The sequence below is a fragment of the Flavobacterium sp. LM4 genome, assembly GCF_002017935.1.
Taxonomy (GTDB): Bacteria; Bacteroidota; Bacteroidia; order Flavobacteriales; family Flavobacteriaceae; genus Flavobacterium; species Flavobacterium chungangense.
This window is the reverse complement of the sequence record NZ_MUFW01000005.1, coordinates 20,859-42,840: the sequence shown is the minus strand read 5'-3', so window position 1 is coordinate 42,840 and position 21,982 is coordinate 20,859. Positions and strand designations below refer to the sequence as shown.

Here is a 21,982-nt window from a genome sequence, read left to right as displayed (position 1 = left end):
ACCTTATATAATTTTCATTCCGTATACTATTTACATTAAAATACCGTTGCACAATTTGCTTAACAAAAAAATCCCTTTTCGTTAAAAAAGGGATTGGTTTACAATGTTTTAGTTTTTATGAATTGATAATCAGATCTGCCTTTGTTTTGATCAAATCAATTACCCGGGATTCAGATTCCTTAAAATTCTCCATCAATAAGCGCGCAGTTAAGAAACAAACTGTCGATTCAGCTCCCTGGTTTAGGTTTACATTTTCTTTTTCAAGACCATCATAACCGCCTCCGCTTATAGGATTGTACATAATTTGATTTAAATGATTTTTTCCTAAAAACCAATTAAAGGCTGTCTTCATATATTCTTTATGCAACGGATTTTTAAAAGCTGTGTAGAAAGAGTTTAAAGTCTGAATAATGTAAGAAACATCAATAGGCTGCTCGCCATACTCCTGTGGTTGAGAATCTTTATGATACCAGCCATTATTTGAAATTACTTTGAAACCTTTTTTAGTAAACATTTTTGAAAGTAAAAATTCAAGCGATTCTAATGCTATTTTTTTATAAATAGGTTTGTTTGTAACCAGATAAGCAAATAACATTGATTCTGGTAAAATACCGTTTCCGTATGTCAGATAATTTTCAAACCATTTCCAGTCTTTTGTTGCATGAATTTCGTAATTGGAAACCAATTTTGAATTCAGTTTATTTATAATTGCAGATACATATAAATTTGGAATTGTGCTGTTGTACAGGTAAAGTCCTTTAGTAGCAAAACCAATTGAACGGGGAGACTGAATGGTTTCAGCCCATTTTAAACTGTTTAAAAAGCTAGTTGAAGCTTTTTGAACGATTCCTTCGGGTAAAATATCTTTTATTGAAATCAAACTTCCCAGAGCCCATACACCTCTTGCATTAGAATCTTCCAGATTTACCTCTGCATTTTGCTCCATATGCTCCCTATTATATTGATCTATATAGTTTGTAAAATCTCCTTCCGGATTTTGACAGCGGATGATAAAATCAAGATAAATTAGTATATAAGGTAAATCGGCTTTGTCGTTTGTCAATTTATAATGCATGCAAAGTGCCACCAATGCTCTGGCGTTGTCATCTAAAGTATAACCTGTTGATAAATCAGGAACAGAAATTTTACTAAACTGAATAATTCCTAAATCGGTTGTCATTTTTTTAACATGAGACAATTCAATAGAAGGGTAGTTAAATTCAATTTCTGATGGGTTAACCATTAGGTTTTTATAGGTTTCCATATGTTTTATGGCAACATTTTCCCAAGATGAAGCTCTGGTTTTACGGAAAGCATTAATACCCATTTCTTCTCTCAGGCTATCATCAGAAAGCAATTTTATAGCAGCTTCTGCAAATTGATCACTATTTCCAATATCAACTAATATTCCGCAATCAGAAGTTAAAACTTCTACAGTATGAGGAATTTTTGATGCCACCAGAGGACATGCACAACTCATTGCATAAGCAAAAGTGCCGCTTACAGCCTGATTAGGATCTTTTGAAGTAAACATGTAAACATCAGTAGCTTTTAGATAGTTTAAAAGTTCGTTGGTATCTAAATATTGATTTATAAATCGAACATTTTTTTCCAGATTTAAATCCTTTACAATACCTTCCAGTTTATCACGATATGCATCTACACCTTCTTCAATCAAATTTGGATGTGTTCTTCCAATGACAAGATATAAAACATTTGGATGGTTTTTGATGATTTTCGGTAATGCGTGTAAACCGGTTTCAATACTTTTACCTTCACCTAAAAGCCCGAAAGTTGACAAAACCATTCTGTCCTGCAAATCAAATTTTGCTTTGGCTTCTTCCGGTTTTTCATAAATTACAATATGGGTTCCATGCGGTACACAAGTAATAATTTCCTTTTGAATGTCATAATCTTTTATCAGAATTTCCTGAGATTTTCTTGTCATTACAAAAACTGAATTACTGTAAGAAAGCAATAGCTTTACAAAAGTCTTTAATTCACTATTTGGATTTTGAATTACACTGTGAAAAGTAAATGTTACCGGCTTTTTTATCACATTTAGAAAATCTAATAAATGATCTCCATAATTACCATCAAATAATCCAAACTCATGTTGAATATGAATCAATTTTACAGCATCATCATTGTTGATTTCATTTGCAACACGTGTATAATCTTCTCTTTTTTTAGTATTTAATGTATAGGCCTGAGTTGGCTTTTCTAAAGGAGATTTTACCAGCTCACAAATTTCACAGGTAATTGAATTTCCGTAAACATCATTAATTCCTTTTATGGTATCCTGCGTGTAAGTAGCTATTCCACATTGTGTAGGTGGAAAAGTAGACATAAAAATTATCTTTGATTTAGCTTGTATCGTTTTCATAGGAATTATTTTTTAGTTCGTTTAATGAATCATTTTGGTTTATACAGAGAGAATTTTACTATTTTAAATACTTAATAAATTTGTCAAATGTTTTGCTAAACTTCCATTTGGATTTCTTTTTAAGTTCAATATTTCGTAGCTAATTTCTTCTTTTAAAAATATTTTCTATAAAATTATTCTACAAATAAGCCTATAATTAATCCAATCGGCTAAAAAATTAACTCAAAAGATTTAATGTGGGAATTATATAATAGAATCAGTGGGTTAAATGAACTTTTATAGTCAATAAAAAATTAAATTAGAATTAAAACAAATCATTTTAATCAATAAAATTTGAGAGACTTAAGAAGCTTTTTTGAGGATAAAATCTTTAATCTCTGTAAGGTACTTAAAATTAGAAGAAGAGTGATAGAAAATGCAAAGTTTCTTATTTAATATAAAAATGTTATGAAAGCAAATATAAAATCTCAGGAAAAATTGATGACCCTTTTAATTACTAAACCTGAATTGGCTATAGAGAAGTTAGATCTGGTTTATATAAGTGATAAATCGATGCCTATAGAAAGATGTAAAGAAGGAGATACTTTTGTTTATAAAAAAAATGGTAGATCTATTAAGCAAAAAAACGAATTAAAACGGATTAATAGTTTGGTGCTTCCACCTGCCTGGGAAAATGTAAGGATTTCAGAATTATCAAACGGACATCTTCAGGCTGTTGGTTTAGATCAAAAAAACAGAAAGCAATATCGGTATCATCCAAGATGGAATTTAATTAGAAACCAGACCAAGTTTTATAAAATAGCAGATTTTGGCACAAGATTACCTGCTATAAGAAAACAAGTAGATGCCGATTTAGAAAAAAAAGAGTGGTCTAAAAATAAGGTTGTAGCACTAGTAATTCGTTTAATGGAGGAAACCCATATCAGGATAGGAAATGAAAAATACGCCAAAGACAATAAATCGTACGGACTTTCTACTTTAAGAAAAAGGCATATTAATATCAATAAAGATGCAATACGTTTTGAATTTATAGGAAAAAAAGGAAAACAGCATTCAATTACGATCAGGAATAAAAAACTGATTAAACTAGTCAGTAAATGCGAGGAGATTCCAGGTTGGGAAGTTTTTAAATATTATGATGAGAATGGGGAGCGAAGAATCCTTGATAGCCATATGGTCAATGTATATCTGCATGAAATATCAGGCGAATATTTTAGTGCCAAAGATTTCAGGACCTGGTCTGCATCTGTGATTTTCTTCGAAACCTTAATGGAATTAGGTATTGCCGAAGATGAAAAAGAAATTAAAAAAAATATTCTTACGGCCTATGATGCTACAGCAGAGGCTTTAGGAAACACAAGAACTGTTTGTCGAAGTTATTATGTACATCCTTTGGTAGTGTCGACATATGAAGACGGATCGATTAAACAGTATTTTGAAAAGGTTAAAAGTTGCCGCAGTAATGAACAATACTTTTCACATACAGAAAGAGCATTTTTAGAATTAATTCAGGATTATCAGCCTGAATTATCTATTTGAAGAATAATATTTTCGTGTTATAAATGCAATAGGAAGTCCGATGCAGAACATCAGAATTAAAATTGATATGATTAAAGGAAAATCCAAATGTTTCTCTGGCAATGCCGGAAATGCAATTGGCAAAACAATAAGATTCATCACAATCCAGACAAAAAATCCGTAAAGCAATCCCGAAATTAAAGTGTTCCTTTTTAAAAACGGCAAATAAGGATAAATTACAAAATAAAACCATGCAAAAGTCATGGCTATTAAGAAGTGCAAACCGAGTCCGTACCAAGCCATTTTTGAGCCGCCTTCGTATGCTTCTTTTTTAAAGATACCACTTGCGATAGACTGAAGGAGTTTTATTGCCGTTGTTTTTTGAAATATAAATGCATAAACCACAATTGCAGCAGTAACATCTAAAGTACCTGCAATTAAACCCGACAAAAAAATAGTTTCGGTTTTTGATTTCATATAAATTTTATTTTACAGATTTTAAAAATCCAATGAATTATACTGATGTAATCCACCACACATTCCCAAACGGATCTGTTACACCGCAAGTTCTGCCGTAATCCTGATCGCTCAGTTTCATTAAAGAAACAGCACCGTTTTCTAATGCTTTTTTATACGTTTCATCTGCATTTGGAACATATACGAATAAATTTGCGGTTTGTTTTGCCCAATCTGTAATTTCATCAGTTACCATTATTGTACTTCCGTTTAGCGTAATTTCGGCATGCATAATAGTTCCGTCTTCCCGAAGTGATTTAGTATTGGTTTCAGTTGCACCAAAAACAATTTTTGTAAAATCGATAAATTTGGAAGCCCCTTGTAAAATTAAATAAGGCATTATTGTCTGATGTTCTGCCGGTATATTCATTTTGTAATATTTTAAAAATTAGTATTCTTAAAATTACAATTTTTATTTTATATTTTGTAAATCAGCTTATTACGGGTTTATAAGAGTACTTCACAATAAAAACCATGCGAATTTAAAAGTTCAATTATTTTATGATTGGAAATAGATGAAGCATGGATCCGCAAAATCTTATCACAATCCTCAAGATCAAAGTTGATAGTGCTGTTTGGAAAATATTCAAGAAGCTCCCCAATAATTATATTGCATTGCTCGGCTTCCTGAATATTTGTTTTGAAAACTTCTACCATGATTTATGGCTTATAAAGCGTTGCTTTTATACCGGCTTATTTTATGATAATAGACATAGGATATTGCTAAAATCACCAGGACAATCAGCGGAAAAAAGCCATCAAAAGTAACTCCGTCAACCACAAAATGACTCATGGAAGCAAAGATAAAATCGAAGCCAAAACCTGCATAAGCCAACTCTTTTACATTCCCGGGAACTTGCGGAATGATTAATGCCAGAACACCTAAAATTTTGAAAACAACTAATGCATTTCCAAAATATTCCGGATAGCCCAAATGTCTGATTCCTTCTTTAGCCATTTCTGATTGTGATGTCAAGGCAGGCATAACGCCTTCAAATAGAAAAATAAGAATTGTTGTGGTCCAAAAAATAATTTTAGCTTTTTTCATGAAATAGTTTTTAATGGTTATCAGTTAATATAATACAAAGTTACACGTTTTGTATTCTGATAAAACGGACATTTCTGACTATTTTAGGGGCATTTGGGACAAGATTATGTGTTGCGTTAACCATAGTTTGTCATCTTCACGAAGGAAGAATCTCCACTAGTACCTCCGTAAAGATTGATTAATTACAAGCAGATATAAACTCTATTGGAAATTGGAATTTTTAAGTATTGGTATTTAAAACATAGTTTTTAATCAAAAATAAATCTTCAAAACCTAATCGCGTATAAATATCTTTTCCCATAGCTGATGCTTGTAAATGTGCAGTTTCAGCATTTAAATCGATACAAAGGTTCATTGCAAATTTCATGATTTCTTCGGCGAATCCTTTTCTGCGCATTTCAGGAATTACGCCAACCCCATGAATACCCATATCTTTTCCGGTTTGGTAAAGCATAAAAGTCCCTATTGGTTTTTTATCTGCAGCAACCAAATAAAAATGCACGTTTTGATAATCCTGAATTAGAATTTCCTTACTGATAACGTAACCAAAAGCATTCGGATAAACATCGGCCCAGATTTTGGCATCTTCTTCAGTAGTAACTTTTTTGAAAGTTAAATTATTTTGAAGCGTGAATTTTTGATTCAGTTTTAAAAACATACCCATTTGTTCGGTTTTGATTTCGAAGCTGTTTTGTTCAAGAAGCTGATTGGAATTACTCTTGAAAATATCCCAATATGGAACTACTAAACCAGGATTTTTATGTACAATTTGAATGATTTTTGAAAGATCTTCAGAAGTAATGTCTTCTTTAAACCATAATTTATTTGGCCAGCCAGAGTTTTCTATTTTACAATACGCAATAGAATCATTTTTACAATAGGCAAGGAAGGGAGTTCCAATGGTTTTCCAGAATCCGGTTAAATTGTCAATATTATCTTTGATGAGGTCTGTGTTTTTCATTTTTGGGAGACGAATTTAAATCATACTGCAAAGATAAATTCAGCCTTTCTGAAAAGCCTTTACATATGTTGATTTACAAATCTTTTTCGAGACTTTTTCTGATTCGGCTTAACTGCGTAGGCGTAATGCCTAAATGTGATGCAATATGCAAGAGCGGAACGCGGTCTGCAATTTCGGGATGTTTTTCAAGAAGTTTAACATATCTTTCAGTGGCGTTTTGCATAACGAGCGCTACTTCTCTTTGTTCTTTTTCAATAATCCAGGTTTTTTCTAAATGAGCAATATAGAAGTTTTTTAGATCGTCATTTTTGTTAATCAACTCCATATATTTTTTATAGCTGATGTTGATTAAAACACAGTCCTCCAGAGCTTCAATTGCAAAATTCGAAGGTGTCTGCAGCATTAATGAAACTTTAGACCCTGCAAATGAATTTTCAAGAAAGAGGTTTTTATTGTAAAAATTTCCCTGCTGGTCTGTAATGAATGCTCTCAGAATTCCTTTTGCTATAAAATGAAGGTTTTTAGCAATTTCTCCATTTTGTAATAGTGTTTCTCCTTTTTTAAGGGTTTGAAATTCTGTGATGTTTTGAATTAGTTTCCATGATTGCTCAGAAATTGGATAATAACTTTCAATAGTTAGTTTTAGATTGTTGAGGTATGTTTCTTTATTGAATGTCATTTTTGTTTTATTGAGTAAATATATGAAATTATAAAAAAGGACATACTGTGAGGAGTTTCTTGTGAAGATCCTTCTTACGTCAGGATGACAAAGCGGATTGCTTCGCCAATTCAGCGTTGCTTCATGTGCAGGACACAGCTCCTAAAAAAAAACGCCATGAAGCTAATGTCTCACAGCGTTTAAAAGTTTTTGTCAGAATGTATTATTCATAACAGGTATAATCTATTTTGATCGTTTTAGCAGTACCATCTTTGGTGAAATTGAAGGAATCTACTAAATTGAAGTCATCTAAATGAAATGTTCCCCATAGTTTGTAATTATCATTTTGATCGGCGCGTTTTGCTTCAGAGTAATATTTATCATAGGTTCTATCGTTTTTTTTCTCTATTTTGGATTTTCTGAACTGCAGAACTTCTTTGTTCTGATAAGAGGTGTAGGTATGAATATACGGAAATTTGTTATTTGGACCACCACAATTATACGACCAGACAACATTATTAATAGAATAGGAGATACAGTTGTTTTCGAATTTTTCTTCTGTAAAAGTATTCATGTATGAAAACTTGTCATCTGTCATTAGGGTATATGATTTTTGTAATAATTTACTATTTTCAAGCCAAAAAACAGTTGTTTCATTGGCATCCCCGATGTTCTCAGTAAATATCATTTTGTTATCATCATAATTAATATAGGAGGCTGTCTGATCCGCTTTTATGATTTTTGTAAGCATGCCATCTTTGTAGATTAATTCTTGTTTACTCTTTTTCTTTCCTTCATCCTCATAGTAAGTTATAATCAAAGGAAAGCCTTCATTGTTGAAAGAAACGCTTTTTAGAGGAACCCGGACTCCTTTCTTTTTAAGAAAATAGGATTCCAGCGTTTTTAATTTTGCAGTTCCCTGCTGAAAAACAGGTACGTTATCTCCTTCAATATCTGGAAAAGGCAACGAATAACCGCTTAACAGTTCTTTCATCACTTCTTTAGATTTTGAAGTGACCTTGTTTTTACCTAATAATGAAGCAACTTCTTTTTTGTATTTTCGAGTATTGATAACATATGAAGATTCTTTTTTTGTTTTCAACTGTTCCGCAACAAATTCAGTAGCCATTCTTTTGCCTTCTTTAATCTGTACTTTATCATCTATTTTTCCGCTCCAGTAAGCAAAAGCCTGAAAAGAATTCCCGTTTCCGGTAATATCTAATGTTTGTTTGTTTTCGAAAAGGACGTAGGTATATTTATTAATGGTTATGATTTCGAGGTTCTCTTTTGGAAAATTGCGTTTCAATTCGGCTTTTTCAGAGTTATCATCATTGCCAGCTTCAACAGTATTTCCTTGTCCGGAAAACTCGCTCACATCGACTAAAAAGACATACTTTTTCCCTTTTTCTATTTGTAGGGTATCCGGCATTATCTTTTCATCTTTCATTTCTATTGTTGGAGTCCCTTCCTGAACTGCAGTAATTTTAGTTTTAGGTATTGGTTTTTTTTTGCCTTTTTTTTGAGAATATCCCTGAAATGAGAATGTTAGAATAAGAAGGATGCTTAATAAGTGTTTCATTTTTAACAAGTTGATATTTTTTATTTATAATTTCTTACAAATATAATTGTTTTAAATGTTAAAAATAATCATTTTCTTATATTTTAAATTATCGGATTCATAGAGAGAAAGATTTTACTTATAATCACTAAAAATGTTTTCTTCCGTTATTTATAGAAATCAGAAAACGCCATGATACCTAAGTTTCACAGCGCTTTCAGAAATAAATAATTAAAAACGGGTATTATCTCCAACCTCCGCCTAATGCACGATATAACTCAGTATTAGCAGATAATTGTTCTCTTTTTATGTTGGCCAGTTCCAGCTCGCTTTGCAATAAATTTGCCTGTGCAGTTATTACTTCCAGATATTCAGCCATTCCGTTTTTGAATAACAAATTCGAATTTTTAATGGCTTGCTGCAAAGTTTTGACTCTTTCTTTAAGGAAACCTTCCTGAAGTTGTAATTTTTCTACTTTTACCAAAGCATCTGAAACTTCGCTAACGGCTACCAAAACCGATTGTCTGAAACTTAAAACTGCTTTTTCCCTTTCGGCAACCGCAATATTATATTGCGTTCTTACTCTTTTATTGTTCAGTAAAGGTTGTGTTAAACCTCCTGCAACCGTTCCGAATAATGAAGCTGGAATGTTAAACCAGTTACTGGTTTCAAAAGAATTTACGCCACCTTGTGCTGTAATTTTAAGCGAAGGATATAAGTCTGCTTTTGTAATTCCAACATTAGCGTTCGCCACTTTCAAAGCCAATTCAGCATTTTTTACATCAGGTCTTCTGCTTACTAAAGAAGAAGGGATTCCGATTGCAGTATTGTTTTTTACCTCAATTGAACTTAACTGAATGCTTCTTTGTTTTGAATTTGGAAAAGAGCCTGTCAAAACACTCAAAGCATTTTCCTGAATGGCAATATTTTGTTCTAGTAATGGAATCAATTGCGCTGAACTTAGCCTTTGTGCTTCAGATTGTTGAATTCCCAAAGAAGTAACTTGTCCGGCATCAAACTTTAACTTGATGATATTGGTTGTACTGTCGTTTAATTGTACATTTTTCTTTGCGATATCCAATTGTGCATCTAACATTAAAAGATTGTAATATCCTTTCGAAACATTCGCAACAATAGTAGTCTGCAATGCTTTTTTTACTTCTTCAGACTGAAGGTAACCGGCATACGCCCCTTTTTTCTGATTGCGGATTTTTCCCCAAATATCAGCTTCCCAGGAAAGTGATGCCCCGGCAGAATAATCATCTATATGTTTTTGACCCAGGGCCTGATTGAGGTTCATTCCGGTAAAACTGTTGTCAGACGGATTGCTTGTACTTGCATTCACAAACAAATTGACCTGAGGAACATTTCCCCATTTAGATTGTGTGAATCTGTATTGTGCAATTTCGATGTTTTTAGTAGCGATTTGTAAATCGTTATTTCTGGCCACCGCGCTGTCAATTAATTGAATAATATCTTTTTCTGTAAAGAAATTTTTCCACTCCAAATCTCCAATACTAGCCGTATCTGTTGAAACCGATGCACTCCTGAAATTTTCAGGAAATGCATCTTTTGGAGTTTCAATATCCTTAGAAACTTTACAGGATATTACTGTGGAGATCAAAATAGCGACCATCACGATTTTGGTTATATATTTTTTCATTTTATAAGATGTCATTAAATTTCTGTACAAGTATCTTTTTTAGCTTCAAGATCTTTTGAGATTCTGTACGATATATAGCCGATGCCCAATAGTATGGTCACCAGAATTGTCGTTATATAATTTTCCATATTATTTTTCTTCGTTATGAATTACAGCTACCGGTTTTCCGGAAACTTTTTCTTGTAAATGCTGGAATACGATAAATAAAACCGGGATGATCAATAACCCAAGAATTACTCCGGAAACCATTCCTCCGGCAGCACCAATACTAATTGAGTGGTTACCCTGAGCCGATGGACCTTTTGCACTCATCATTGGTATTAAACCAACAACGAAAGCCAGTGACGTCATGATAATTGGACGTAAACGTAATTTAGCGGCATCAATAGAAGCTTTGACTAAGGCCTGTCCGGATTTTCGTTTTTGGACGGCGAACTCTACAATCAGAATCGCATTTTTGGCAAGCAATCCGATAAGCATTACCAGTGCAACCTGTACATAAATATTGTTTTCGATTCCGGTTAAACCAATCGCAACAAATACTCCAAATATACCTGCAGGAATCGATAAGATTACAGCCAGAGGCAAAATGTAACTTTCGTACTGTGCAGCAAGTAAGAAATAGATAAAGATCAGACACAGTAAGAAAATAGTTGCCGATTGCCCTCCGGAAGAAATTTCTTCACGGGTTTGTCCTGAGAATTCGTAACTATAGCCTGCAGGTAATTGTTGGGCAGCCACTTCTTCGATTGCTTTAATGGCATCTCCGGAACTAAATCCAGGTTTCGGAATCGCATTAATCGAAATCGAGTTGAACAAATTATATCTTGAAGCAGTTTCAGAACCATAAATACGGCTTAGCTTTACCAAAGTATTTATCGGAACCATTTCGCCATTTTTGTTTTTTACAAACACACGGTCAATTGCTGTCGGATCTGCTCTGTCGGCAATATCAGCCTGAACAACCACTCTGTAATATTTCCCAAATCGATTAAAATCTGATGCCTGTGCACTACCAAAATAAGCCTGCATGGTTTGCAGAATGTCTTTTACTTTGACACCTAACTGATCTGCTTTTTCGTCGTTGATATCCAGTTGTAATTGAGGATAATCGGCTTTAAAACTGGTAAAAGCTACCGCAATTTCAGGGCGTTTCATTAATTCACCAATAAATTGCTGAGAAATTCCACTAAACTTATCCAGTTTACCTCCGGTTTTATCCTGAAGAACCATATCTAAAGCCTCAACGTTACTAAATCCGGGAACAGTTGGGAAACTAAATACGAAGAAACTTCCACCTGAAATCGCACCTAATTTTCCGCGGACTTCATTCATAATTTCGTCAATATTTTTAACGTCTCCACGCTCTTCGTTTGGTTTAAGCAATACGAAAACTACCGCAGATGAGGGGCTAGTAGAGTTTGTCAGCAAGTTGAAACCTGAAATTGCAGTTACAAATCGGGAAGAACTTAAACCTCTTAACGTATTTTCAGCTTCGGTCATTACTTTTTGAGTTCCGTCAAGAGATGTTCCGGATGGCGTATTAACCGCAATTGCGATAAATCCCTGATCTTCTGTTGGAATAAATCCGGCAGGAGTAGTTTTTACCATTACAATCGTAGCGAAAGCAATTAAGGCCAAACCTCCTAAACTTACCCATTTATTACGGATTAAGAATTTTAATCCGCCAACATAACGGTTGGTCAAATTCTCAAAACTGTTATTAAATCCGTTAAAGAACTTTTGTTTAAAACCTTGTTTTACGTATGGAGTTTCACCATTGTGTGCGCCGTGATTATCTTTTAAGAATAAAGCGGCAAGGGCAGGGCTTAAAGTCAAAGCATTTACAGCCGAAATAACAATTGCAATTGCCATGGTGAAAGCAAACTGGCGATAGAAAACTCCAGTCGAACCTTCCATAAAACCAACCGGCAGGAATACAGCAGCCATTACCAGCGTAATCGAGATAATAGCACCCGTTATTTCGTGCATTGCTTCATGTGTGGCTATTTTTGGAGACAAATGTTTATGCTCCATTTTTGCGTGTACGGCCTCGACGACCACAATCGCATCATCGACCACAATACCAATCGCCAGAATTAATGCGAAAAGTGTTAGCAAGTTGATCGAGAATCCAAATAACTGCATGAAGAAGAACGTTCCTAAAATTGCTACAGGTACAGCAATAGCCGGGATTAATGTTGATCTGAAATCTTGCAGGAAGATAAATACCACGATGAAAACTAATATAAAAGCTTCCAGTAAGGTATGTTCAACCTGTTCGATAGATTGGTCTAAAGATACTTTTGTACTATAGAAAATATTGTGTTTTATACCAGATGGAAAATCTTTAGAAGCTTTTTCCATCATTTTATTGATCGCAATCTGAATATCATTTGAGTTAGAACCCGCTAACTGGATAACGCCAATTACAATTCCTTTTTTACCATTTAAACGAGTTAAACTGTTATAAGAATATGCACCCAATTCAACTCTTGCAACGTCTTTTAAGCGAAGTACAGAACCATCAGCATTAGAGCGAATAGCAATGTTTTGATAATCCTCAGGCTTTGTTAGTTTTCCTTTGTATTTGATTACATATTCAAAAACTTCTTTACTTCTTTCTCCAAATTTACCGGGAGCAGCTTCTAAACTTTTGTCCTGGATTGCTGCCATAACTTCATTTGGCGTAACATTATGAGTTGACATTTGTGTAGGGTTTAACCAAACACGCATAGAGTAATCCTTTACACCACCAAAAATACTGGCAGAACCCACACCCGGAATACGTTTTAGTTCCGGAATAATATTAATCTGGGCATAATTGGCAACAAAAGTCTGATCGTATTTTGACTCATCTTCGGTATACATACCGATTGCCATAATAAAACTGTTTTGTTGTTTCGCTGTAATTACCCCCTGCTGCACAACCTCTGTAGGTAGCTGACTTGTCGCCTGAGCGACCCTGTTCTGAACGTTTACAGCAGCCTGATCGGCATCTGTACCTAATTTAAAGAAAACTGTAATCGCTAACGTACCATCGTTACTGGCAGTAGAGCTCATATAAGTCATGTTTTCAACACCATTTATAGATTCTTCCAGAGAAGGTGCCACAGAACGTAAAACCGTTTCTGCGTTTGCTCCCGGGTAAACCGCCGTTACCAAAACTGATGGCGGCGCAATATCAGGAAACTGTTGTAAAGGCAATTTCGTAAGTCCAAGTACTCCCAGAATCACCAGTAAGATGGAGATTACGGTTGCCAGTACGGGTCTTTGTATAAATATTTTGAACATTTTCGTAAAAATTATTTTTTGTTAGTTATTTGAGCAACCTTAGCAGCTTTCTCAGGCTGGATTACTTGTCCTTCCTGAAGTTTGTCAATACCACTTAATACGATTTGGTCACCGGATTTTACACCGTCTTTTATAAGATAGTTTGTACCGCTTTTACCCACTACAGTAATTGGCATTTTTGTAACCTTGTTGTTTTTATCTACCGTAAAGACAAAAACTTTATCCTGCATTTCAATCGTAGCCGATTGCGGAACCAGAATAGCATCATCATGCTGTAATCCTAAACGGATTCTACCTGTGTTTCCTGAACGTAAAGTTCCGTTTGCATTAGGAAAAGTAGCTCTCAGCGTAATAGCACCTGTAGTTTTATCAAACTGACCGTCAACCATATCAATTTTTCCTGTTTGCGGATAGGCGTTGTTATCAGCCAATATCAAAGAAACCGGAGGTAATTTTTTGATTTTGTCTCCAATGCTGTTTCCAGAATATTGAGATTTAAAATTGATAAAATCTGTTTCTCCCAAAGAGAAATAAGCAAAAACTTCATGTACATCCGAAAGTGTAGTTAAAGGTTCAACATCTATTGCAGAAACTAAACTTCCTTGTTTTTTAGGCAATCTTCCGATATATCCGCTAACAGGAGCCGTAACATTCGTATATCCTAAATTAATTTTAGCAGAAGCGACCATTGCTTTTGCCTGCTCGATATTGGCAGCAGCAATTTTTTGAGAAGCTTTCGCTGTTTTTAACTGATAATCAGAAACCACTTTGTTTTGCACTAAAGGAGTTAATTTATCTACTTCTAACTGAGCGTTGATCAAAGCAGCTTCAGCAGCATGAAGACTTGCCAAAGCATTGTTTAATTGCTCACGGAAAGTACGTTCGTTTATTTTGAATAAAGTTTGGCCTTTGCTTACATAAGCGCCTTCATCTACCAAAACACGGTCAAGGTTTCCGCTTACCTGTGGACGGATCTCTACATCTACAGTTCCTTGTATCGAAGCCGGATATTCATTATCAGTAGTTGTATTTTCGCTTGTTATAGCTGCAACAGGTAAAACAGGAGGTGGTGGTGGAGCTGGTACCTGTGATTTATCTGCGCAACTGCTTAGTACAAGTGCCAAAATAAAGCTGGTTATAATTACATTTTTCATTTTCATATTGGTTTTAATTTGTTGGACATTCTCGTTTTTAAAATTTTTATTTTTGGTATGCTTTAGATTCATTTTACGGGTATTAAATTTTCTAACATTGTTAAGTTGATTGATACAAAAAATTAAATAATTGTGTTTTCAGTCTGTTTTATAATCAGTATTAAATTATTTATCAGTGTTAAGTAACGAGCTAAAAAAAAGCCTTTTTTATGTTAATTAAATTATTTATCACTGTTAAGTAAAAGGGTAAAAAAAAGGATTTGCTAAATTAACTATTAAATCATTTACCACTGTTAAGTAAAAATGAAATTTTTTTTATTGAATTGATTTTGTAATGCCACCAATTGCATCTTTCAGAATCTGATTATTGATTGTTTCCATTATATCACTCTTGTTAATGATATTGATTGCAATCAATCCATGAATTACTGAAAAGAAAGTGAAATATTTTTGTTTGATAACTTCTTCAGTTGGGTTATTGTTTTTCATAATCTCTGCAATAACTCCAGTAAATAGTTTATAAGGCGTTTTTGCAGCATCACATTGTTCCGTACAACAATTCATCTGAACACCAAACATTACCTGGTACATCTCAGTATCCGTAAAGGCAAAATCCCAATATGCCATCCACATAGCTTCTATTTGATCTTCAGGTCTTTCAAATTTAGATTTAGCATTTTCCAGCTCTTTTCCCAATTTGATAAAACCTTTACCGGTTAATTCTCTTAGTATTGCATCTTTATTTGAAAAATATTCATATATAATAGGAGCAGTATATTCGATTCTGTCGGCAATTTTACGCATACTCAAACCATTCCAGCCTTCTTCTTTTACGATATCATAAGCAGCGCCAAGAATATTATTTCTTGTCTCTTCTTTTTGTCTTAAAATACGATCTCTACTAGCCATTTTACATAAGTATTAAATTGTTTAACACTGTTAGGCAAATGTAGGGCGATTTTTCGAATTACGCCATAATTTTATCATAATATTTTCTTATCGTACAATAAGCGTGTATAAAATATCTTTGTGGTACCTTGATTTATCTCAATTTTTAGGGTTTTATTTTTTTTTACACCAGAATATTTTTGTGTTTTTAAGGCGTTTTGTCCTGCTCTCCATTATATCTTTTGCGGTTAACCCCACCACAAAAGGATGCCATTTCGATCAGGGCTAGGCGAGAAGCTCTCATTTTTTATAATTTTTAATCCAGATTCTTCTAAGGATATTTCCACATAATAAAGAAAAATTTTGATAGGAATTATAAATTAAATTGAACCGACAAATGAGTTCCATACGAGCAGGATATGTTTAACCGGAAATGAATATGCTTCGATACTACGGATCTTTTTCATATGCTGTTTCTTTATAACCGGATTATGGATATGCAAACAAAAAGTAGAGAAAAAGTTAAGCTACATTTTTGTAATTAGTTAATTTATTAAATTCTTCAATAGTTTTATAGTTCAAAGCAGAGTGCCTTCTTTTTTTATTGTACCAAATTTCGATGTATTCAAAAATTTCAAGTTCCATTTGTTCTTTAGTAATTAGTTTATTCCCATAAATTAATTCTGTTTTTAGTGATTTGAAAAAACTTTCTGCAACAGCATTATCCCAGCAATCTCCTTTACGGCTCATACTTCTAGTGACAGTTTTAAAAGAGTCAAGCATATTAGTAAAGCTTTTATTAGCATATTGAATTCCTCTGTCGGAGTGGAATATTAATTCATTTGTAATTTTTCGATTTTTAAGTGCCATTTTCCAAGCTGTTAATGTAGTTTGTTTAGTACTCAAACCATTGCTTAGACTCCAGCCAATTATTTTTCTGTCGAACAAATCCAAAATAATTGTGAGATACAAAAATCCGTCCTTTGTTTGAATATATGTTATATCTGAAACCCAAGCTTTAGATGGTTCCTTCACCGTAAATTCTCTTTTTAAGATATTTGGAACAACAAAATGATTATGTTTTGAATTGGTTGTTACTTTAAATTTTTTACTCAATTTACTGTACAAACCTAATTGCTTCATGTATTTAGCGACTGTTATTCTAGATATTTGATATCCTATATTTTGAAGTTCTAAAGTAATTCTTGGACTTCCATATCGCTGTTTGGTATTAAAATATATTGAAGTTATTGCTTCTTTTATTAAAATCACTCGTTTTTGCCTTTCTGAAACAATCTGTTTTTTCCATTTATAGTAACTGCTGTTGCTTACTGCTAAAACTTTGCACATCTTTTCAATCGAATATATTTTTTCATGGTCTTTTATGAAAAGATAAATCATCGACCTCCCTTGGAAAAGATGCTTATTGCCTTTTTTAAGATATCACGTTCTAATTCTGCTTCTTTTAATTTTTTTTCAAGTTCATGAATTTTTTCTTGTTCGGGACTTAGTTTTAAATTGCCTTTTCCAGGAAAACTTCCCGTTCCAAATTCTTGATAATCTTGGCGCCATTTATAAAGCAAAGCAGCTGTAATACCAAGTTCCTTGGCAAGTAGAGAGATATTATCTCTTTCATAACTTAATTGGACTGCTTTCTCTTTGAAAATGCGGTCGTAATTTTTACGATTTTCTTTCATAGTCTAAAGTTAAGATTTTGTCCTTAACTAGAACTCCACGCTAAGTTAGCACATCCACTAAACTAAAAATACTCATAAATAGTGATTTTTAATATAATACTAATCTGTATTTTTGTGTTTTGAAATATAAAAAATAACTTATGAAAAAAATTACAATTTCGATTGTATTGCTTTTTACAGCAATCTTTTTTGTTGCATGTAGTGATGATTCTTCAGATTCTACCGCGGATTCTACTGGTGATTACTGGCCAACAAGTGTAGGGAATAACTGGGTTTACACTAAGGATGGTACTGATGCTTCGGCTAAAATAACAGGAGTACAAGAAATAAATGGTACTAAGTATTACGAATTTAATCAATTACCTATATTTAGAACTGGAATTTTTAATGATGGTACAACTTTGTTTATTAAGAAGAATAAAGGCGATTATTATATTAAAGCTGATGAAATCAATAAAACCTACGAAGGTGTTACTACTAAAATCACCGCATATGAATTCCCTTTTTTTAAAGATTATTTAGACGTTAATCAAACCTGGGGAGGAACTTATACTTTTATAGAAACCAGAAGCTCTTCTGATCCCCTTGTTATGGAAACAGAGGTAACCTATACGGGAGAGATTTTAGAAAAAGGAGTTTCATTGACTGTAAACGGAATCGTTTTTAAGGATGTAGTACGATTTAGATTTTCACAAATGATTGACAACAAATATGACGCCTGGCCTACCTGGGATTATACAGCTGATTATTGGATTGCAAAAGATGTTGGTATTATAAAATTTTCAAATGATGACAATATTGGGGAATACAAATCACATGTAATAAAATAACAGGATTAAAAATTTCAATTAAGGGCTCAAATTTTTTTTGGGCTTTTTAATTTTAGAAAAAATCCTAATTGGCTTTTAGGTCATTTGTCGTAAATAAGTTTGTTACACTTGTAAAAGGCTTTAATTCTATACTATTCTTAAAAAATATGGTTATCTACACAAAGCAGTAGTTAAAAAAGTAAACCTTGTCTAAAAACTATATTTTTTATAAAGTCTTACTGTAGCTGACCTTGCTTGTCGTATATACTTTTTTATCGCAAGTGTTTTGGTTTAAGATGCTGTTCTGTATTCTTTACAATTTCGTCAATTCGGTTTTGTCGGGTTTCTTGTCGTTTGGCAACTACAATCCAGCTTAATATTATTTTCCTTGACGATTTACTCAAACTTAGAAAATAGTCTTTTGAACCATTGTGTTTCCGGAATGCATCTTCGAGGTCATTCGGTATTATCAGTTCTTCGACTTCGTCCAAAATAGTCCACGATCCGTTTTGTTTTGCAGTTTCGATACTTTTGTAACCCGCTTTTGTCATTCGTCCGCTATCAATGAGTTGTTTAACTTTTTCTTTGTTAATTTTCGACCAGGTACTATTAGGTTTACGTTTGCTAAAAAACTGAATAAACGACGAATCGTCAATCGTTTTTTTTGTGCTGTCAATCCAGCCAAAGCAAAGTGCTTCCTCAACTGCTTCACTCCAGTTAATTGTTGGAATATTCGACTTTTTTGTATAATAAACAAGCCATACAGACTTTTTTGACTGGTGATTTTTTTCCAGCCATTTTCGCCAGTCAGTTTGGCATTCAGGGCAATATGTTTCTGTTTCTTTTGCAGTCATACTTAATTTCGTAACAGTTTTATGATTTATGACGCAAATGTATATCTGACATGTGACAACCCTATGTCAGGAGTCAAAAAAAATTAGTGACAGTCCCCAAACTATTCTGATAAAGTAATTTTGTGTGATGGAATTTGCTGGCAACTTGAATTTGGCTGGCAATGTTGAAAAAGATTTAAAACTGAAAATCTCAATAGTATTAGTAGTATTTTTTCATGACGAAGATTGTTAATACTCATTTTATTACTTCGTAAAGATTACAGTTTTATTTGTATTTGTTACTGTCAAAGTCAATGAAATATAGATTTTCTTTAAATCGATCGCCGACTTTTTCTTGTCTTGAAAAATAAAGTCTATTCTCTTTTTCGTGAACAAATGGGCAAAATTCTGCAAATTTTGAGTTAATCGGAATGCCTAAATTTTTTGGAGCCGTCCATTTATTTTTTCTGTTAAAAGAAATGTAGAGGTCTACTTCTCCAAATCCCGAATTATCGGAAGAAAAATAGATGATGTATTTTCCATTTGGCGAAATATATGGGTTTGATTCTCTTTCGTTTGTATTAATAGGTAAACCAATATTTTGAGGTTTCTGGTATTTTCCATCCTTTAATATCGAATAATAGATATCAGACAGTCCAGTCTTGTTGTCGTTCTCTTTCATGAAATAAATGGTGCGGTCTTTTGTCATTGAGGCATATGACTCAGAAGCTTCCGAATTAATATTGCCTTCCAGTCTGTAAGGTTCTGACCAGCCTGCATCGGTAAGATGTACTGCCCAAATATCAAAATCTTTCCTGTCAGATGCTCTGTTGGTGTTTCTGTTTGATTGAAAAAGTACCGTTTTGCCATCAGGAGAAAATATAGGATCAATATCTTTCCATTGCCCTGCTGCTGCTGAAAAAGAAGCAATACGGGCTTTAGTCCATTGTCCATTTTCTTTTACAGATTCCATTATGGTCAATGTATCTCTTTTTCCTTTTGACAAAACCCATAGCGCTATTTTGGAATCCGGTGAAATCGTTAAACCAAATACACCATTATTTGAAATGGTATTGGGTTCAAATAGAGTAGGGGTTTGCTGTGCATGTATGTAAAGCGTCAAAAATAGTAGTATAAAAGAAAATGTGATTTTCATATTGTTTTCTATTTATTAAGTATCGTGTCGCTAATTTAAAAAATAATAAATATTAACGTCTTGTGGATTTTCTCAATAGGATGATTTTAATATTTACTTCTAAACATAACCAAAATTCAGCTTATTAATCATAACTAATTGTAATAATAGATTCCCGCGTTTGGATATCTTTAATTTTCGATCCAACTATAGAATTTGATGTTGTTCCAACCGTAAATAGAAATACTGACGCCAGAATTTTTTTAGACATTAATGTCTATTGAATATTGATCGATTTTATCTCAGTTCTTTCCGTTTCGTGTATTTTGTCTAATTTTTTCATTATTGATTGATTTTGATATTTGTAAGAGTGGGAGGTTAGCTTACCCATACCAAAAAAAAACTTTTTCGTATTTCTTTTCCTCAAAACATTTTAAGCTTGATATTATTATTTCTAAATGTTTCTTCAAATCTTCACTTATGTATTTTTTCCATTTTTCAAGATTCTTGGTAGAGTTCTGAGAAACTTTGTCAATATAACTTTCTAATTCAGTAATCAAACTAATTAATTTGCTTGTTGATTGAAGATTTGTTGGTATCCATTCTTCATCATCATTTAAATAAACAATGTTTGTCAAAGGCTGAATATCGATTTTGGAATCAATGGAAATTTGATATAGGCATGATTCTATTTTTGTTTCAAAAAGATACTCTGAAATTAAATTATAATAAGATCGGTCTAAAAAGATGTCACAAGAGATATCTATCTGATTATTCTTGTCAATTGCTCCAATTCCTATATTGAATCCCATAGTTGTTTTTAGTTTAATGCATATCCACCAACGTTCTGGTATTGCAGTAGGTTTGGTAAAATTAAACTCATTATTTGGATTTGACAAATCATTCCAATATAACTCTGGCACCATAAAATACAATTCTCTGTTAACGCTGAGTACATTCTCCCGTTTGGATATCTTTAATTTTCAATCCAACTATAGAATTTGATGTTGTTCCAACCGTAAATAGAAATACTGACACCAGAATTTTTTTCAATATTAGCAGAATAATTATTTAAAGTAGTCGCCAGATTCTTAAATTCCTGAACATTCTTATATTTAAAAAATCTTGAAGGATGATTGACCCAATTTCCGGTAGTTGTTTTAGGATAAGGTATTCTTCCTTCGCCCTCAAATTCAAATTCTGTAAAATCCGCGTTTTGCTTTATCAACGCATAAAAATCAGTATAAATTTGCGTATTATTTTTATTCGTTCCGCACAGATAGGCAAATGAATTTGTCGGAATTCTAAAAGTTTTATTGTATAATGAGCTTGTGAAGTGCTTTTCAATGGTTGCGATAGCTATTTTCTGGTCATTAATGTCTATTGAATAGTGATCGATTTTATCTCCGTTTATAAACGTTATTTTCTCTGTGTTTTCCGGTAAGTCGATGTAAGAGATTGCCGGTCCAATTGCAGTAAAACAGCCACCCGGTTCTGCTATTTTGTCGAATCGCACGATTAGTTCGTTTCCTTTTGAAAACTGAGTAGTGTTTATACCATAATTAATGCATGGAAATTCTTCTTCGGTAATTAGTTTTAATTTTAAAACTGTTGATTTTGAGGCGTCTGCACCAGGATATATTTCTTCCGGCATAAAATTAATAGCTGAGACAATAGACTTTTTGACAATGTAGTCGTCATAGTTGAAGCTATTGTTCTTGTCATCATCAGAACTGCAGGCATTCATCATAAATCCAATCATGATTAGTACTATAATTTTTTTCATAACAGCTGTTTTATTTATATAGATGATTATTTTACAGAAGGTTGCGTAAAATGGCTAAAGTATAAAATTGAAATATAA

The 21,982-nt window shown here is 33.1% G+C and carries 19 protein-coding genes; 2 read left to right on the top strand and 17 right to left on the bottom strand.

Going from position 1 to position 21,982, the window contains the following annotated elements; all coding sequences use genetic code 11:
• Positions 1 to 115 precede the first annotated feature (115 nt).
• Complete coding sequence (locus tag BXU10_RS21485; protein WP_078229538.1) at positions 116 to 2,386, bottom strand: glycosyltransferase; 2,271 nt, start codon at positions 2,384 to 2,386, stop codon at positions 116 to 118.
• 447 nt (positions 2,387 to 2,833) lie between these two features.
• On the opposite strand from BXU10_RS21485, the gene BXU10_RS21480 reads away from it, so the two are divergent.
• Positions 2,834 to 3,925, top strand: coding sequence for a DNA topoisomerase IB (locus tag BXU10_RS21480; RefSeq protein WP_078229537.1), 1,092 nt, complete (start codon positions 2,834 to 2,836; stop codon positions 3,923 to 3,925).
• Here BXU10_RS21480 and BXU10_RS21475 read toward each other — a convergent pair.
• The 12 genes from BXU10_RS21475 to BXU10_RS21420 all read right to left on the bottom strand — a co-directional run bounded on the left by BXU10_RS21475 (position 3,914) and on the right by BXU10_RS21420 (position 17,341).
• On the bottom strand, positions 3,914 to 4,381 hold the full coding sequence (locus BXU10_RS21475; RefSeq protein WP_078229536.1) for a DUF1440 domain-containing protein: 468 nt from the start codon (positions 4,379 to 4,381) through the stop codon (positions 3,914 to 3,916). The two genes, BXU10_RS21480 and BXU10_RS21475, sit on opposite strands and share 12 nt — an antisense overlap.
• 37 nt (positions 4,382 to 4,418) lie before the next feature.
• Positions 4,419 to 4,790 (bottom strand): VOC family protein, encoded by a 372-nt coding sequence (locus BXU10_RS21470; protein WP_031454761.1) that lies wholly within the window; start codon positions 4,788 to 4,790, stop codon positions 4,419 to 4,421.
• 77 nt (positions 4,791 to 4,867) lie between these two features.
• Complete coding sequence (locus tag BXU10_RS21465) at positions 4,868 to 5,077, bottom strand: hypothetical protein (RefSeq protein ID WP_078229535.1); 210 nt, start codon at positions 5,075 to 5,077, stop codon at positions 4,868 to 4,870.
• Between the two features lie 10 nt (positions 5,078 to 5,087).
• Positions 5,088 to 5,468, bottom strand: a complete 381-nt coding sequence (locus BXU10_RS21460) for a DoxX family protein (RefSeq protein WP_078229534.1) — start codon at positions 5,466 to 5,468, stop codon at positions 5,088 to 5,090.
• Between the two features lie 220 nt (positions 5,469 to 5,688).
• Positions 5,689 to 6,429, bottom strand: coding sequence for a GNAT family N-acetyltransferase (locus BXU10_RS21455; protein WP_078229533.1), 741 nt, complete (start codon positions 6,427 to 6,429; stop codon positions 5,689 to 5,691).
• Between the two features lie 73 nt (positions 6,430 to 6,502).
• Positions 6,503 to 7,108, bottom strand: a complete 606-nt coding sequence (locus BXU10_RS21450) for a Crp/Fnr family transcriptional regulator (protein ID WP_078229532.1) — start codon at positions 7,106 to 7,108, stop codon at positions 6,503 to 6,505.
• A gap of 202 nt (positions 7,109 to 7,310) precedes the next feature.
• Positions 7,311 to 8,666, bottom strand: a complete 1,356-nt coding sequence (locus tag BXU10_RS21445) for a hypothetical protein (protein WP_123922076.1) — start codon at positions 8,664 to 8,666, stop codon at positions 7,311 to 7,313.
• Between the two features lie 223 nt (positions 8,667 to 8,889).
• On the bottom strand, positions 8,890 to 10,308 hold the full coding sequence (locus tag BXU10_RS21440) for a TolC family protein (protein WP_078229743.1): 1,419 nt from the start codon (positions 10,306 to 10,308) through the stop codon (positions 8,890 to 8,892).
• A 129-nt stretch (positions 10,309 to 10,437) separates the two neighbouring features.
• Positions 10,438 to 13,602 carry an efflux RND transporter permease subunit gene (locus BXU10_RS21435; RefSeq protein ID WP_078229530.1) on the bottom strand — a complete coding sequence of 1,055 codons (3,165 nt, stop codon included), beginning with the start codon at positions 13,600 to 13,602 and terminating at the stop codon, positions 10,438 to 10,440.
• 11 nt (positions 13,603 to 13,613) lie between these two features.
• Positions 13,614 to 14,762 carry an efflux RND transporter periplasmic adaptor subunit gene (locus BXU10_RS21430; protein WP_369803425.1) on the bottom strand — a complete coding sequence of 383 codons (1,149 nt, stop codon included), beginning with the start codon at positions 14,760 to 14,762 and terminating at the stop codon, positions 13,614 to 13,616.
• Between the two features lie 309 nt (positions 14,763 to 15,071).
• Complete coding sequence (locus tag BXU10_RS21425; protein WP_078229528.1) at positions 15,072 to 15,665, bottom strand: TetR/AcrR family transcriptional regulator; 594 nt, start codon at positions 15,663 to 15,665, stop codon at positions 15,072 to 15,074.
• A gap of 501 nt (positions 15,666 to 16,166) precedes the next feature.
• A protein-coding gene (locus BXU10_RS21420; RefSeq protein WP_223255388.1) for an IS3 family transposase occupies positions 16,167 to 17,341 on the bottom strand; the annotation gives its coding sequence in 2 pieces (ribosomal slippage) (positions 16,167 to 17,086 and positions 17,086 to 17,341; 1,176 coding nt in all).
• A 140-nt stretch (positions 17,342 to 17,481) separates the two neighbouring features.
• Between BXU10_RS21420 and BXU10_RS21410 the strand changes: the two genes are divergently transcribed.
• Complete coding sequence (locus tag BXU10_RS21410) at positions 17,482 to 18,171, top strand: hypothetical protein (RefSeq protein WP_078229527.1); 690 nt, start codon at positions 17,482 to 17,484, stop codon at positions 18,169 to 18,171.
• Between the two features lie 251 nt (positions 18,172 to 18,422).
• On the opposite strand, the gene BXU10_RS21405 is transcribed toward BXU10_RS21410, so the two are convergent.
• The 4 genes from BXU10_RS21405 to BXU10_RS21390 form a co-directional block, all read right to left on the bottom strand.
• A complete protein-coding gene (locus tag BXU10_RS21405) occupies positions 18,423 to 19,004 on the bottom strand; it encodes a YdeI family protein (protein ID WP_078229526.1) in 582 nt (193 codons plus the stop codon).
• Between the two features lie 265 nt (positions 19,005 to 19,269).
• Positions 19,270 to 20,139, bottom strand: a complete 870-nt coding sequence (locus BXU10_RS21400; RefSeq protein WP_078229525.1) for a PD40 domain-containing protein — start codon at positions 20,137 to 20,139, stop codon at positions 19,270 to 19,272.
• A 362-nt stretch (positions 20,140 to 20,501) separates the two neighbouring features.
• Positions 20,502 to 21,044: a hypothetical protein gene (locus tag BXU10_RS21395; RefSeq protein WP_078229524.1), complete on the bottom strand. Its 543-nt coding sequence runs from the start codon at positions 21,042 to 21,044 to the stop codon at positions 20,502 to 20,504.
• Positions 21,045 to 21,094: 50 nt separating this feature from the next.
• Positions 21,095 to 21,904: a hypothetical protein gene (locus BXU10_RS21390; protein ID WP_078229523.1), complete on the bottom strand. Its 810-nt coding sequence runs from the start codon at positions 21,902 to 21,904 to the stop codon at positions 21,095 to 21,097.
• Positions 21,905 to 21,982 lie beyond the last annotated feature (78 nt).

Excerpts from the sequence above, each read along its gene's own strand:
- BXU10_RS21485 (WP_078229538.1), bottom strand. The coding sequence starts at position 2,386 with ATGAAAACGATACAAGCTAAATCAAAGATAATTTTTATGTCTACTTTT.
- BXU10_RS21480 (WP_078229537.1), top strand. The coding sequence starts at position 2,834 with ATGAAAGCAAATATAAAATCTCAGGAAAAATTGATGACCCTTTTAATT.
- BXU10_RS21475 (WP_078229536.1), bottom strand. The coding sequence starts at position 4,381 with ATGAAATCAAAAACCGAAACTATTTTTTTGTCGGGTTTAATTGCAGGT.
- BXU10_RS21470 (WP_031454761.1), bottom strand. The coding sequence starts at position 4,790 with ATGAATATACCGGCAGAACATCAGACAATAATGCCTTATTTAATTTTA.
- BXU10_RS21465 (WP_078229535.1), bottom strand. The coding sequence starts at position 5,077 with ATGGTAGAAGTTTTCAAAACAAATATTCAGGAAGCCGAGCAATGCAAT.
- BXU10_RS21460 (WP_078229534.1), bottom strand. The coding sequence starts at position 5,468 with ATGAAAAAAGCTAAAATTATTTTTTGGACCACAACAATTCTTATTTTT.
- BXU10_RS21455 (WP_078229533.1), bottom strand. The coding sequence starts at position 6,429 with ATGAAAAACACAGACCTCATCAAAGATAATATTGACAATTTAACCGGA.
- BXU10_RS21450 (WP_078229532.1), bottom strand. The coding sequence starts at position 7,108 with ATGACATTCAATAAAGAAACATACCTCAACAATCTAAAACTAACTATT.
- BXU10_RS21445 (WP_123922076.1), bottom strand. The coding sequence starts at position 8,666 with ATGAAACACTTATTAAGCATCCTTCTTATTCTAACATTCTCATTTCAG.
- BXU10_RS21440 (WP_078229743.1), bottom strand. The coding sequence starts at position 10,308 with ATGAAAAAATATATAACCAAAATCGTGATGGTCGCTATTTTGATCTCC.
- BXU10_RS21435 (WP_078229530.1), bottom strand. The coding sequence starts at position 13,602 with ATGTTCAAAATATTTATACAAAGACCCGTACTGGCAACCGTAATCTCC.
- BXU10_RS21430 (WP_369803425.1), bottom strand. The coding sequence starts at position 14,762 with ATGAAAATGAAAAATGTAATTATAACCAGCTTTATTTTGGCACTTGTA.
- BXU10_RS21425 (WP_078229528.1), bottom strand. The coding sequence starts at position 15,665 with ATGGCTAGTAGAGATCGTATTTTAAGACAAAAAGAAGAGACAAGAAAT.
- BXU10_RS21410 (WP_078229527.1), top strand. The coding sequence starts at position 17,482 with ATGAAAAAAATTACAATTTCGATTGTATTGCTTTTTACAGCAATCTTT.
- BXU10_RS21405 (WP_078229526.1), bottom strand. The coding sequence starts at position 19,004 with ATGACTGCAAAAGAAACAGAAACATATTGCCCTGAATGCCAAACTGAC.
- BXU10_RS21400 (WP_078229525.1), bottom strand. The coding sequence starts at position 20,139 with ATGAAAATCACATTTTCTTTTATACTACTATTTTTGACGCTTTACATA.
- BXU10_RS21395 (WP_078229524.1), bottom strand. The coding sequence starts at position 21,044 with ATGGTGCCAGAGTTATATTGGAATGATTTGTCAAATCCAAATAATGAG.
- BXU10_RS21390 (WP_078229523.1), bottom strand. The coding sequence starts at position 21,904 with ATGAAAAAAATTATAGTACTAATCATGATTGGATTTATGATGAATGCC.